The following is a 13,178-nucleotide window of genomic DNA, read 5'->3' as shown; positions in this document are numbered from 1 at the left end:
TCGAGCCTCCATCAGCGCGCTGAGCAGTCACGACCGGGGGCCGCGACTCGGATCCGTCCCGATGAGCCGTTAGGCTGGCTCGGTCTAACCCGCCCGACGGCACCGGTCAGCACCTGACCGGCGGTCGGCGGGAGGTCGTCAGTCAGAGGAGGAACCCCTGAGCATGTCAGGCACCGGATCGGAGGCCGCGGCCACCGGCGCGCGCGACTCCTCACTGCCCGCCCGCTCCAAGCTCGCCGTCACCGCGGGGAAGATGGCCGCCGCGGCGTCCCGGTCGGTCGGCCGTGGCAGCGGCTCGGTGATCGGCGGCAAGGTCGCCCTGAAGCTCGATCCCGATCTGCTCGCGCGGCTCGCCGAGCACCTGGACGTGGTGCTGGTCTCGGCGACCAACGGCAAGACGACCACCACCCGGCTGATCGCCGAGGCGCTGCGCGCCGCCGGCCCCGTGGTCTCCAACGCGCTGGGCGCCAACATGCCGGCCGGCATCACCTCGGCGCTGGCCGGCGGCTCGGACGCCCGCTACGGCGTGATCGAGGTGGACGAGAAGTACCTGGCCGGCGTGGCCCGGGACACCGCCCCGAAGGCCATAGCGCTGCTGAACCTCTCGCGCGACCAGCTGGACCGGGCCGCCGAGACCCGGATGCTGGCCGAGCGCTGGCGCGAGGGCCTGCAGCACACCGAGGCGGTGATCATCGCCAACGCCGACGACCCGCTGGTGACCTGGGCCGCCTCCTCCTGCCGCCGGGTGGTCTGGGTGGCCGCCGGTCAGGCGTGGAAGGAGGACGCCTGGTCCTGCCCGTCCTGCGGCGGCGTGATGCAGCGCCCGGGCGACGACTGGTTCTGCGGGGAGTGCGGCTTCCGCCGCCCGCAGCCGCACTGGGCGCTCCAGGGCCAGCACGTGATCGACCCCAACGGCTCCGCCTGGCCGATCAAGCTCCAGCTGCCGGGCCGGGCCAACCTGGCCAACGCGACCAGCTCGGCCGCCGTGGCCGCCGTGTTCGGCGTGCCGCCGCAGACCGCGCTGGAGCGGATGCAGTCGGTCGCCGCGGTGGCCGGCCGCTACGACGTGGTGAACTTCCAGGGCCGCGACGTGCGGCTGCTGCTGGCCAAGAACCCGGCCGGCTGGCTGGAGACCTTCTCGCTGATCGACGGCCCGCCGGCGCCGGTGATCCTGGCGGTGAACGCGCTGGACGCGGACGGCACCGACACCTCCTGGCTCTGGGACGTGGACTACGAACGGCTGCACGGCCACCCGATCTTCGTGATGGGCCAGCGCAAGCTCGACCTGGCGGTCCGGCTGGAGGTGGCCGGCCTGCAGTTCCAGGTGGTCGACTCGGTCGCGGACGCGGTCCGGCTGGCGCCCGCCGGTCGGATCGAGGCGATCGCCAACTACACGGCGTTCCAGCAGCTGCGCAAGGCGGTGGCGGCAGGATGAGCACTCCTCCCGGATACGGCGCCCCGCAGCCCGGCTACGGCGGGCAGCCCGGCCAGCCCGGCCAGCCCGGACACCCCGGCCAGCAGGGCGGGTACGGCGCGCCGCCGCAGGGCTACCCGGCGCAGCCCTACGGCGGCCAGCCCGCGCAGCCCCAACCGCCGCAGCAGCCCCAACAGCCCCAACAGCCTCCGCAGCAGCAGCCGGGCCAGGGCTACCCCGGCCAGCCCGGTCACCCGGGCCAGCAGGGCGGTCCGCAGGGCCACCCCGACTACGGCCGGCCGCCCGGCTACCCGGCGCAGCAGCCCCAAGCACCCCAGGCACCCCAACCGCCCCAGCACCCGCAGCAGCAGGGCGGTCAGCAGCACCCCGGCTACCAGGCGCAGCAGGCTCCGCCGCCGCCCGCGCAGCCACAGCAGCAGCACTATGGAAGGCCTTCTCGGATGAGCGACAGCAGCCTGCGGCTGGTCTGGGTCTACCCTGACCTGCTCAGCACCTACGGCGACCGCGGCAACGCGCTGGTCGTCGAGCGCCGGGCCCGCCAGCGCGGCCTGAACGTGCAGCGCATCGACGTCCGCTCCGACCAGCCGATCCCGACCAGTGGCGACATCTACCTGATCGGCGGCGGCGAGGACCGGCCGCAGCGGCTGGCGGCCGAGCGGCTGCGGGCCGACGCGGGCCTGCCGCGCGCGGTGGACAACGGCGCAATCGTCTTCTCGGTCTGCGCGGGCTACCAGATCCTCGGCCACGAGTTCATCAACGACCTGGGCGAGCGCGAGCCGGGCCTGGGCCTGCTGGACGTCTGGTCCACCCGCGGCGAGGGCGCCCGCAGCGTCGGCGACGTGCTGGCCGAGCCGGACTCCCGGCTGGGCCTGCCGACCCTGACCGGGTTCGAGAACCACCAGGGCGTGACCCACCTCGGGCAGGGGGTGGCGCCGCTGGCCCAGGTCACCGTGGGCGGCGGCAACGGCGACGGCAACGGGACCGAGGGCGCGTGGCGGGACACCGTCTTCGGCACCTACCTGCACGGCCCGGTGATGGCCCGCAACCCCGCGGTGGCGGACCTGCTGATCAAGCTGGCGCTGGACGTCAACGCGCTGCCGCCGGCCGACACCACCTGGTACGACGCGCTGCGCGCCGAGCGGATCTCCGCCGCCCAGGGTGCGTGAGCCGGGCCCAGCCGTGCGGAGCGGGCCCAGCCGCGTGAACCGGGCGGCCTCGGCCCGGGCGAGGTGAACGTTCTCCGGCGTCCGGATGTCCAGCATCCGGCGCCGGGAACGGTACCCCCGCGAAAGTAAGAGAATGAGCACCGTCGGATGCAACCCTCCTCGGCAACCGGCAGCACCATCGCGCGGGCGCGCCGACGACGCCGCCCCCGTGCCTGCCCTCGCCTGGCCGGAGGTGGGGGCCGCTATGATCAGTTCGGCGTGAAATGTCCGATTCTGACCCCGCCCTTTCCAAGGTGGTAGTCCCGGCCGCCGGTTAATCCCCCAGCCTGACGGCTGGGCGGTGCCCCCAGGGGAGTTGCAAGAACAATGCGAATTGGTGTGCTGACCAGCGGCGGCGACTGCCCCGGTCTGAACGCAGTCATCCGCTCCGTGGTCCACCGGGGGGTGGTCGACCACGGCGACGAGATCATCGGTTTCCAGGACGGCTGGCGCGGCCTGCTCGAAGGCGTCCACCGGCCGCTGACGCTCGACTCGGTCAGCGGCATCCTGGCCCAGGGCGGCACGATCCTGGGCTCCTCCCGGGTGCAGCCGAGCCATCTGCGGGACGGGGTGGAGAAGGCCCGGCGGTACTGCGCCGAGCTCGGCATCGACGCGGTGATCCCGATCGGCGGCGAGGGCACCCTCAAGGCGGCCAAGCTGATGAGCGACGCCGGCCTGCCGGTGGTCGGCGTGCCGAAGACCATCGACAACGACATCGCCTGCACCGACGTGACCTTCGGCTTCGACACCGCGGTCTCGGTGGCCACCGAGGCGCTGGACCGGCTGAAGACCACCGCCGAGTCGCACCAGCGGGTGATGGTCGTCGAGGTGATGGGCCGGCACACCGGCTGGATCGCACTCAACGCGGGCATGGCGGCCGGTGCGCACGCCATCGTGGTGCCGGAGCGCCCGTTCCACATCGACAAGCTCACCGAGGTGGTCCGCGAGCGGTTCGAGCGCGGGAAGAAGTTCGCCATCGTGGTCTGCGCCGAGGGTGCCAAGCCGGAGCCCGGCACCATGCGCTGGGAGGAGGGCACCCGGGACATCTACGGCCACGAGCGGTTCGCCGGGATCGCCACCACGCTCTCCGGCGAGCTGGAGCACCGGCTCGGCAAGGAGGCCCGCCCGGTGATCCTCGGCCACACCCAGCGCGGCGGCACCCCGACCGCCTACGACCGGGTGCTGGCCACCCGGTTCGGCTGGCACGCCGTGGAGGCCGCGCACAAGGGTGCGTTCGGGCACATCACCGCGCTGCAGGGCACCCAGATCAACCTGGTTCCGCTGGGCGAGGCGGTGGCCGACCTGAAGACGGTGCCGGCCGACCGCTATGCCGAGGCCGAGACCGTCATCTGAGCGGCCGGCTGACCAGTCGTCAGTGCGCCCCCGCCGGTGGATCCGGCGGGGGCGCTCTTGGTCGCGCCCTCCCGTTGGCGGGTTTCCGACGGTGCGTCAGACCCTCATGATCACCGTGCACTCGACCGTCCTAGAGTGGATCACAGCAGGACCACCGTCCTGACACATCCGGCGGAAGTGACACCCATGACCGACGCTCACCGGAGCGGCACCGCGGACCTCATAGCCTTCGCCCGCGCCCGCTCGCCCTTCTACCGCGACCTCTACGCGCACCTGCCCGCGGACGTCGCCGACCTGACCCGCCTGCCGCTGATCGACCACACCGCGTTCTGGCAGGCCCACACCGTCGCGGACAGCCGGCTGCTGACCGGCCCGCACACCGACGGGATCGTGTTCAAGACCGGTGGCACCACCGGGATGCCGCGGATCTCGTTCTACACCCGGCCCGAGTGGCGGGCGATGGCCCAGCGGTTCGGCGTCGGACTGCTCGCGGCCGGCGTGCAGCCCGGGGACCGGGTGGCGAACCTGTTCTACGCCGGGGAGTTGTACTCCAGCTTCGTCTTCACCCTCAACCTGTTCCAGGAGGCGCCGGTCACGACCGTGCAGCTGCCGATCGGCGGGGCGGCCACGCCGGAGCAGGTGGTGGCGACCATGCGGGACTTCTCGGCCACCGTGATCGCCGCGCTGCCGACCTCGCTCTCCCGGCTGGCCCGCGAGGTGGTGGACACCGTGGGCAGCATGCCGCTGATCCGGCTGGCGCTGTTCAGCGGCGAGGCCTTCCACGACGACCAACTGCCGCTGATCAAGCAGGCGTTCCCCAACATCACGGTGCGGTCGATCGGTTACGCGAGCGTGGACGCCGGAGTGCTGGCGGCCCCCGTGGCCGGGGAGTTCGACAACCGGGTGCACCAAGTGCTCGCCCCCGAGAAGGTGGTGGAGCTGCTGGACCCGGTGACCGGTGAGCCGATCGAGGAACCCGGGCGGCCCGGGCGGGTGGTGGCCACCGACCTGGTGCGGCGGCTGACGCCGATGATCCGCTACCCGGTGGGCGACCTGGCCGAGTGGGTGGACTTCCCCAGCCGCACCTTCCGGTTGCTGGGCCGCGCCGAGGAGGGTGCCCGGGTCGGGCCGGTGAGCATCTTCCTGGAGGACCTGCGGACGCTGGTGACCGAGACCGACACCGGCGGCCGGATCGGCGGCCTCCAGGTGGTGGTGCGGCACTTCGACGGGCGCGACCAGCTGACCCTGCGGCTGGCCGACAGCACCCCGCAGGCGGCCGGCCGGGAGCTGCTGGAGGCCGCCGTGATCGAGCAACTGGACGTGCGCCGACCGCTGTTCACCGACCAGGTGGCGCGCGGGGCGATCCACCCGGTGGCCGTGGAGTGGGTCGGGCCGGGCGGACTGGCCGTCAACCCGCGCACCGGCAAGGCGATCCGGCTGCTGGACGAGCGGCTCGGCTGACCACGCCGCAGGGGGTGGCGGCCGTTGCCGTCACCCCCTGCGGGACCGTCCGGTCAGCCGACCCGCAGGTCGACCACCTCGCGCAGCTTGCCGCTGGCCGCGGTGCGGGCCAGCGCGTCCACCGGCACCGCCTCGACCCGCAGGTCGACCACCCGGTCCTGCACCACGTCGGTCGCGAGCTGCGGGTAGTCGGCCAGGAACGCCTCGGCCAGCAGGGCGGAGTCGCGCTCGCCCGGCTCGAAACCGCCGAGCAGCACGGTCAGCGTGGTGACGGCCGAGTCGGCGCCGTCGGCCACCCGCAGCTGGACCGCGCCCAGGTGGTCCAGGGACTCCTGAGCGATCGTCACGAACCGGCGGTAGTTGAGGAAGTGGCCGCCGGCCCGGAAGATGTCGCCGAAGCGGCCGAGCAGTTCGAACCGCGGGGTGCGCCGCCCGCACGGGCAGTCGCCCTCGACCCAGCGGCCGAGGTCGCCGACCTCGTAGCGGTCCAGCCGCTGGCCGCGCCGGGTGTGCGCGGTGAAGACCAGGCGCCCGGGCTCGCCCGGGGCCGCCGGGCGGTCCTCGGTGCGGTCCAGGATCTCCAGCGTCTGCACGCCGCTGAACAGGTGGTGCACCCGGTCCCCGGCGTGCGCGCACTGGTAGCCGAGCGGGCCGGCGTCCACGCTGCCGTAGGCCGCCGAGCGGATCAGCTGCACGCCGAACTCCTCGCGCAGCCAGTCCTGCTGGCGCTGCGGGAAGTGCTCGCCGCCGAAGAACACCTTCCGCACGCCCCGGTAGGCGCGCAGCTCGGCCGCCCCCTCGGTGAAGACCCGCAGCAGGTAGTTCGGCATGCCGAACAGGGTGTCCACCCGGTTGTCGACGATCGCGCGGGCGACCATCGCGTGGTCCTCCTGCCCCGCCATCGGGAACTGCACGGCCCGCAGGGTCTCCAGCACCGAGTGGAAGCTGAGGAACCCGCCGGACAGCTGTCCGGCGAAGAACAGGTTCATCGACCGGTCGGTGCGCGGGTCGAAGCCCGCCGCGAGCAGGCCCTCGGCGCCCGAGCGCATGTGCTCGTGGTAGTCGTCCCAGGCGAAGGCCGACAGCTTGGGGGCGCCGGAGCTGCCGCCGCTGCGGAAGAACACCTCGGCCCGGGCGCCGTCGCCCTGCAGCCGGTCGAACTCGTCCTTGCCCGTCACCGGGACCTGGGGGACCGTCAGTTCGCGCACGCCCAGCAGGTCGTCGAGGCAGGCGTCGGAGCGGAAGCGCTCGTCCAGCTGGACGTCCACCCGGCGGCTGTAGCGCTGCAAGGCGTAGACGCCGTCGTGCGGTTCGCCGTTGTAGCTGTCCAGCATGGCGCCGGGGACGGTGACCCGCTGGGCGCCGGCGGTGAGCACCAGGCCGGCCAGCGCGGCGGTGTCGGTCCGGTCGGCGCCGAGCCCGACCGTCTGCAGGTAGCGGCGCATCGGGCGCAGCACCTCGACGATCCGGGTGCGCGGCAGCGGCTTGACCCACACCGTGCGGTGCAGCGGGGAGGCGCGCAGCGCGCTGCGCAGGTCGGCGAGCACGTGCCAGTCGCCGTCCGGGTCGGCGTGCACCCGGGTCAGGCCCAGGTGCTGCTCCAGGGTGGCCACCTGCACGGTGTTGCTGATCTCCGCGCTCTCCAGCGGATCGCGCTCGGGCAGGTCGAGTTCGCCGACCGCCTCGGCCAGCACGGCGGCGAAGCGCTCGGCGAAGGCGAGGACCTGCTCCTCGTCCTCGGTGTCCAGGTAGACCAACTGCGGGCTGGAGCAGGCCTGCTGGTCGAGCCGGCAGACGTCGGCGGCGATCCCGCGCAGGGTGTCCGCATCGGCCCAGCGGTGCTCGGTGAGGTAGGCGAAGGAGAGCTTCGGCCCCCAGTCGACCAGCCGGCAGCCGGCCGGGACCAGCTTGGCCACACCGGCCAGCGCCTCCTCGCCGCCCCAGGCGGCCACCGCGTCGGCGGGGGCGCAGAGCCGCTCCAGCCAGTCGGTGCGGCTGGAGGGGAAGGCCAGCACGATCACCCGGCGGGCGATCGCGCCGCTCGGGTCGAGGGCCGCGAGCTGGGCCAGCAGCTGCTGGGTGAAGCGCGAACCGCCGCTGGTCTTGGCCGCGTTGACGTTCCCGGCGAGCAGGCCCTCGATGACGCTCAGCGCGCCGGCGGCGGGCGCGTTGCCCGGCGCGACGTGCACCAGCAGGCCGACCGGCAGCCAGCCCTCGAAGATCTCCCGGCGGAAGTCGAAGCGGGCCAGGCGGCCCGGGTCGGTCCCGCCGAGCTCGCGCATCAGCTTGGTCTCCAGCGCCTCGCGGTCCAGCGCCCCGGCGACGTCGCGCAGGGTGCGGCCGGCCTCGGCCGGGTCCACCCGGGCGGCGGCCAACTCCTCGGCCAGCAGCTTGCGCTGGGCGCTCCCGGGGTCGCGCAGCGCGGCGGACAGCAGGTCGCAGGCGGCCAGCACGGTCAGCGGGCTGAGCCGCGGCTCGGCCAGCACCGAGCGGACGTCGGCGTCCAGCTCGTCCAGGCGGCGGCCGGCCTGGTCGTCGGTGAGGAACTCGCCCTGCCAGTAGTGCGGGCGGTCCTCGGCGGGCGTGTGCGGTGCGGTGGTCACGACTTCCCCTTGAGCAGTTCGGCGGCGGCGACGGCGCAGCTGCGGTTGCGGCTGAGCGCGGCCCGCCCGTGCACGGTGAACCAGGGCGTGGGCAGCCCGCAGCCGCACTCCTCGGGGCCGTGCTGGGAGACCAGGTCGGCCATCAGGACGGACTGGGCGGGCACCGAGGTGATGTAGGGCGAGATGAACTGGGCGTAGCCGCGCTCGCCGTGGCCGAGCGGGCGCAGGGTGCGCACGTCGCGCACCATCAGCCGCGACCAGGTGGGCACGTGCAGGTGGTGGTTGGCGCACTCCATGTAGAGCACCGAGTGCTCGACGGCGCCGAAGCCGTCCCTGATCCGCTCGTCCGGGATGCCCAGTTGCTCGTGGATGCGCCGGTACAGCTCGGGCTTGGTCACCTGCCGGTCGGCGTTGGCCTTCCAGCCGCCGCCGAACACCACCAGCGACTTCGGGTTCAACCGGATCGGCGGCAGGCCGAGTTCGCGCATCCGGTCGAGGGTGAAGGAGAGGAAGGCGGGGAACCCGAGGATGCGGACCGGGGCGCCCTCCTCGGCGAACCGCAGCAGCGCCCGCACGCAGCCGAACGGGTCGAACTCGTGGCCGCTGCCGGTGTGCTTCAGCGCGTACTCGGCCGAGCGGACCGGCGCGAAGTGGGCCAGGTACTCGTCGGTGAACGAGGTGCCGAGGTTCAGGCCCGGGCGCGGCTGGTAGTTGGTGAGCAGGTAGTTAACCGGCTCCTGCTCGCCGAGCCAGCCGTAGGAGTCGAAGATCCGAGCGACGATCCGCTGCCCGTTGCGCAGCGTCCAGTCGTCGAAGAACATCTGCGACTTCTGCCCGGTGGTGCCGGAGGAGGTGAGCCGGATCCGCACGTCCTGCTCGGGTATCGAGACGATCTCGTGCGCCTTGAAGAAGTTGGCGTGCACGAAGGGCAGTCGGGCCAGGTCGGCGGCCGACTCCAGGGGGCGCCGGGCGGCGGGGTCGGACTCCCAGAGCTTGCCGAAGAACGGCGAGCGGGCGGCGTGCCAGGCGTTGGACTCGTTCATCGCCCGCACGAAGAGCTCGTCGAGCTCGGGGCCGGCCAGGTAGGGCTCGGCCACGTCGAAGAGCCGCTGGACGTGGGCGAGCGCCTCCGGGTCGGGCACCTGGACCGGTTCGAGGTAACGGCTCGCCAGGTCCACCGGGGTGGTCGTACTCACTGGAACACCTCGTGCGTGTTGAGGTACTGCTGCTTCCACAGCTCGATGTACTGCTCGGTGAACGGCTGGAAGGCCGCGTCGATGGACAGGCCGCGGAAGTCCAGCGGCTGGAGGCTGCGGGTCATCACCACGTAGTCCCGGAAGCCCTCGCCCTGACGGCGCATCGCCGGGTAGGCGGCGGCGGGCAGGAAGCCGTGCGCGAGCAGCAGCCGCAGGTCCTCGTAGCGGTCCAGCGGCAGCAGCGCCTCGATGTGCGAGGCGCCGCCCTCGGCCAGCCGGGCGACCAGGCCCTCGAAGACCGGGGCCAGCGTCGCGAACGCGCCGCCGGCGGTGCCGATCAGCGCGCAGTAGCCGTCGGTGCGGTTCAGCTGGGCGTAGACCTCGTGCGCGCCGTCCGCCGAGGAGAGCAGCACGTTGGGGGTGTGGAAGGGGTAGAAGCGCTGCTCCGGGTCGGGCAGCGCCTCGGCGGTGCGGCGGGCCACGAACCGCGGCGCGTCGACGAACTCCATCTCGACGTCGGCGGACCGGCGGCGGCGCTCGGGCAGCGGCTCGTGGTCGATCGCGGGCAGCGGCTGCTCGGGCAGGCCGACCGCCTGGTGCAGCGCGCGGACCAGGTCGGCCAGGCCCGCGGGCACCCGCTCCACCGGCAGGCGCCGGTCCAGGACTCCCGGGCGGTGCTTGGCGAGCAGCACCATGGTCTCGTGCTCGTCGGCCTTGCGCAGGTTGGGGAAGATGCCCAGGGCCCGGAACCCGGCGCTCAGGCAGACGCGCTGCGGCGCGGTCGAGTTGGTGCGGGCGGTGGCGTAGACCGAGTCGGCGGGCGGGCGGTCGCCGGCTCCGCTCAGCAGTGCCTCGGCGAGCTGACGCACCGCCAGGTGGGCCAGGCCGGTGCCGCGGGCCTCGGGGTGGATCACCAGGCCCTGGAGCTTGCCGAGCCGCTCCTCGGGGTCGAGGGTGCCGATGATGGTCCCGACGATCCGGCCGCCCGCCGGCTCCCGGGCGGCGAGCCAGGTGGTGTTCGGGGCGGCGATCTCCCGTGCCGTCACGGCGGGATCGGTGCCGATCGGCAGCGCGTACCCGCTGCCGTAGACCTGTCGATAGAGTGCTAACAGTCCATTGATGTCGCTCTGCTCGACGGCAGAGAACCGCTGCGTCAAAACACTTCCCCAGTCTTGCCGGTGCACCGGCGGATCACGCCGGAACGCCAGGGTGGGCAGTCCTCGCGATCGAATGCGCGCCCCGGTGGGGTCGGGTCGCATGCGGGAATCCGCGTAGGGCGGGTCACCGTGCCGCGATTCCGCCGGAGTGGGGTGCCCGGCGGCCTGCGGCCGAAAGGAGGAGACGGCCGCGCGATGGCGCGGTCGACTCGTTCACTCTAGCTGCCGTGGGCCGAAGTTGACCATGTGTCAGTTCGCTGACCTGCCCACATGGACGTCGAGTGCGACTGAGATCACAGGATGAGCACGGTTCGCCGGGCCGGGTCGTGGCTTTCCGGCCGCCGGTGCGACGCTTTTCGGACAATGGCCGATCGATTGCCCGGAGTTCGGCGGTGTCCGCACTTTTGCCACGGTGGCAAGGATGGCGATCGACGTTCCCGTGAACTCCGGGGAAAGGCGGCGGGGCGTGCTCAGGGAAACGCGCATCGGGGCGGCCGGGACGGAAATGACGGCCCATTGGCATGTGCAGGGAGAAATGCGGAGGGGAGCGACCTAATGGGACGGGCCGGTGTTGCGAGGCCTCCGCGAGGCGTACCACGCGATTCACGAGCTCCTCGGTAGCGTGCTCCGCATGGAGATCATCGCCTTCGGCGTCCAGGCCGACGAACGGCCACTGCTGGAACAGGCCTTCGCCGGCCGCCACGCCCTGCGGGTGCTGTCCCTCTTCCTGAACCGGGACACCGCGCCGCTGGCCGCCGGCTTCCCGGTGGTCTCCACCAGCGTCAACGCCGAGCTGGACGCCGAGACCCTGGCCCTGCTCGCCGCCGGCGGCACCGAGCTCGTCGCCCAACGCTCCACCGGGTTCAACAACATCGACCTGGCGGCGGCGGCCGAGCTGGGCCTCACCGTCGCCCGGGTCTCGCACTACTCCCCCTACGCGGTGGCCGAGCACGCCTGGGCGCTGGCGCTGGCCGTCAACCGGCGGCTCACCCGGGCGGCGAGCCGGTCCCGGGAGTTCGACTTCCGGCTCGACGGGCTGCTCGGGCGGGACGTGCACGGCATGACCGTCGGGGTGATCGGCACCGGCAAGATCGGCGAGTGCTTCGCCCGGATCGCGCACGGCTTCGGCACCGAGCTGCTCGGCTGGGACCTAGCCGAGAACCCCGCCTGCCGGGAGCTCGGCATGACCTACACCGAACTGCCCGAACTGCTCTCCCGCGCCGACCTGGTCAGCCTGCACGTGCCGCTGCTGCCGGCCACCCACCACCTGATCGACGCCGCCGCGCTGGCCCGGATGAAGGACGACGCGATCCTGGTCAACTCCAGCCGGGGCGGCCTGGTCGACAGCGCCGCCCTGGTCGAGACCCTGCGGGCCGGCCGGCTCTCCGGCGTCGGCCTGGACGTCTACGAGGAGGAGACCGGGGTCTTCTTCACCGACCGCTCGATCCAGGGCATCACCGACGACACCCTGGCCCGCCTGGTCACCTTCCCCCAAGTCCTGGTCACCTCGCACCAGGCCTACTTCACCCGCACCGCCGTCGGCCAGATCATCGACGCCACCGCCCGCAACGTCGAGGACTTCGCCGCGGGGCGGCGCAACGGGAACACCCTGGTGCCGCTGAGCGGCTGACGCACCGGCGGTGCCCGAGGCAGTGCGGTCCCGAAGCCAGTTCCGGGCCCGTCCACCTGATGGTCCGATCAACCGCTGTTCACCTTGATCCCCTTTACTGTGCTCGTAGTTGTCTGATCGTCAGATGTGGAGGAACGCTATGCGAGTCGTTCGGTTCCATGAGCTGGGCGGGCCCGAGGTGCTGCGGCTGGAGGAGGCGGCGCCGGGCGTGCCCGGGGCCGGGGAGGCGCTGGTCCGGATCCGGGTGATCGGGCTCAACCGCGCGGAGGCCAGCTTCCGCGCCGGCCGGTACATCGAGCAGGCCCGGGAGCTGCCCGCGGGCCTGGGCTACGAGGCGGCCGGCGTGATCGAGCAGGTCGGCGACGGGGAGAGCGGCTTCGCCGTCGGCGACCGGGTGTCGATCCTGCCGACCTTCTCGATGAACGACTACCAGGTCTACGCCGAGCAGGCCGTGGTGCCGGTCTCCGCGCTGGTCAAGCTGGCCGCCGAGGTCAGCCTGGAGCAGGGCGCGGCGGTCTGGATGCCGTACCTGACCGCCTACGGCGCGCTGGTCGACATCGCCGGCATCGGCAAGGGCGACACCGTGCTGATCCCGGCCGCCTCCAGCAGCGTCGGCCTGGCCGCGATCCGGATCGCCGGCCGGCTGGGCGCGGTGCCGATCGCGGTCACCCGCACCGCCGCGAAGAAGGCGGCGCTGGAGGAGGCCGGCGCGGCGGCCGTGGTGGTGACGGACGAGCAGGACCTGGCGACCGAGGTGCTGCGGCTGACCGAGGGCGCCGGCGCCACCGTGGTCTTCGACCCGGTGGCCGGCCCCGGCTTCAACGACCTGGCCCAGCTCACCGCGCGCGGCGGCACGCTCTTCCTCTACGGCAGCCTGAGCAACCAGCCCACCCCGTTCCCGCGCGCGGCGATCGGCCGGGGCATCAACATCCGCGGCTACGTGGTCTTCGAGATCACCGCGCACCCGGTGCGCAAGGCCCGGGCGCTGGAGTTCGTCACCGCGGGCCTGGCGGAGGGCTGGCTGGACCCGGCGATCGACCGCAGCTTCCCGCTGGACGAGATCGTCACGGCGCACGAGTACCTGGAGTCGAACAAGCACATCGGCAAGATCCTGGTCACCGTCGACTGACGATCGGCC

10 protein-coding genes are annotated in these 13,178 nt (G+C 72.8%); 6 read left to right on the top strand and 4 right to left on the bottom strand.

All coding sequences use genetic code 11. From position 1 onward, the window contains the following. Nucleotides 1–163: 163 nt before the first annotated feature. Complete coding sequence (locus tag FHX73_RS26155) at nucleotides 164–1,435, top strand: MurT ligase domain-containing protein (RefSeq protein WP_145907625.1); 1,272 nt, start codon at nucleotides 164–166, stop codon at nucleotides 1,433–1,435. Here the strand turns inward: FHX73_RS26155 and FHX73_RS26150 are convergent. Next, complete coding sequence (locus tag FHX73_RS26150; protein WP_145907623.1) at nucleotides 1,390–1,857, bottom strand: hypothetical protein; 468 nt, start codon at nucleotides 1,855–1,857, stop codon at nucleotides 1,390–1,392. The two genes, FHX73_RS26155 and FHX73_RS26150, sit on opposite strands and share 46 nt — an antisense overlap. Before the next feature lie 18 nt (nucleotides 1,858–1,875). On the opposite strand from FHX73_RS26150, the gene FHX73_RS26145 reads away from it, so the two are divergent. From FHX73_RS26145 to FHX73_RS26135, 3 genes are all read left to right on the top strand, one after another. After that, nucleotides 1,876–2,601, top strand: a complete 726-nt coding sequence (locus FHX73_RS26145) for a type 1 glutamine amidotransferase (protein ID WP_145907621.1) — start codon at nucleotides 1,876–1,878, stop codon at nucleotides 2,599–2,601. 366 nt (nucleotides 2,602–2,967) lie between these two features. Continuing rightward, nucleotides 2,968–3,993 (top strand): 6-phosphofructokinase, encoded by a 1,026-nt coding sequence (locus tag FHX73_RS26140; protein ID WP_145907618.1) that lies wholly within the window; start codon nucleotides 2,968–2,970, stop codon nucleotides 3,991–3,993. A gap of 186 nt (nucleotides 3,994–4,179) precedes the next feature. Then, the gene (locus FHX73_RS26135; protein ID WP_145907615.1) at nucleotides 4,180–5,454 is read left to right on the top strand and encodes a phenylacetate--CoA ligase family protein; all 1,275 of its coding nucleotides are present in this window, start codon (nucleotides 4,180–4,182) and stop codon (nucleotides 5,452–5,454) included. Nucleotides 5,455–5,507: 53 nt separating this feature from the next. Here FHX73_RS26135 and FHX73_RS26130 read toward each other — a convergent pair whose 3' ends face one another. From FHX73_RS26130 to FHX73_RS26120, 3 genes are read right to left on the bottom strand one after another with little or no spacing between them, the layout of a single operon-like run. After that, nucleotides 5,508–8,057: an acyl-CoA reductase gene (locus FHX73_RS26130; RefSeq protein ID WP_145907613.1), complete on the bottom strand. Its 2,550-nt coding sequence runs from the start codon at nucleotides 8,055–8,057 to the stop codon at nucleotides 5,508–5,510. Further along, a complete protein-coding gene (locus FHX73_RS26125; protein WP_246213722.1) occupies nucleotides 8,054–9,253 on the bottom strand; it encodes a LuxE/PaaK family acyltransferase in 1,200 nt (399 codons plus the stop codon). Before FHX73_RS26125 ends, FHX73_RS26130 begins: the two co-directional genes overlap by 4 nt. After that, nucleotides 9,250–10,410, bottom strand: a complete 1,161-nt coding sequence (locus FHX73_RS26120) for a GNAT family N-acetyltransferase (protein WP_170305027.1) — start codon at nucleotides 10,408–10,410, stop codon at nucleotides 9,250–9,252. Before FHX73_RS26120 ends, FHX73_RS26125 begins: the two co-directional genes overlap by 4 nt. 631 nt (nucleotides 10,411–11,041) lie before the next feature. Here FHX73_RS26120 and FHX73_RS26115 point away from each other — a divergent pair. Together FHX73_RS26115 and FHX73_RS26110 are read left to right on the top strand one after the other, a co-directional pair. Then, nucleotides 11,042–12,040, top strand: coding sequence for a 2-hydroxyacid dehydrogenase (locus FHX73_RS26115; RefSeq protein WP_145907608.1), 999 nt, complete (start codon nucleotides 11,042–11,044; stop codon nucleotides 12,038–12,040). Nucleotides 12,041–12,179: 139 nt separating this feature from the next. Beyond that, nucleotides 12,180–13,169 (top strand): zinc-dependent alcohol dehydrogenase family protein, encoded by a 990-nt coding sequence (locus FHX73_RS26110; RefSeq protein WP_145907605.1) that lies wholly within the window; start codon nucleotides 12,180–12,182, stop codon nucleotides 13,167–13,169. Nucleotides 13,170–13,178: the final 9 nt, after the last annotated feature.

The organism is Kitasatospora viridis (genome assembly GCF_007829815.1).
Lineage (GTDB): Bacteria > Actinomycetota > Actinomycetes > Streptomycetales > Streptomycetaceae > Kitasatospora > Kitasatospora viridis.
The sequence above is the reverse complement of the archived record's forward strand: the minus strand, read 5'-3'. Positions and strand labels throughout refer to the sequence as shown.

Coding starts and splice junctions, on each gene's coding strand:
- FHX73_RS26155 (WP_145907625.1), top strand. CDS start 164: ATGTCAGGCACCGGATCGGAGGCCGCGGCCACCGGCGCGCGCGACTCC.
- FHX73_RS26145 (WP_145907621.1), top strand. CDS start 1,876: ATGAGCGACAGCAGCCTGCGGCTGGTCTGGGTCTACCCTGACCTGCTC.
- FHX73_RS26140 (WP_145907618.1), top strand. CDS start 2,968: ATGCGAATTGGTGTGCTGACCAGCGGCGGCGACTGCCCCGGTCTGAAC.
- FHX73_RS26135 (WP_145907615.1), top strand. CDS start 4,180: ATGACCGACGCTCACCGGAGCGGCACCGCGGACCTCATAGCCTTCGCC.
- FHX73_RS26115 (WP_145907608.1), top strand. CDS start 11,042: ATGGAGATCATCGCCTTCGGCGTCCAGGCCGACGAACGGCCACTGCTG.
- FHX73_RS26110 (WP_145907605.1), top strand. CDS start 12,180: ATGCGAGTCGTTCGGTTCCATGAGCTGGGCGGGCCCGAGGTGCTGCGG.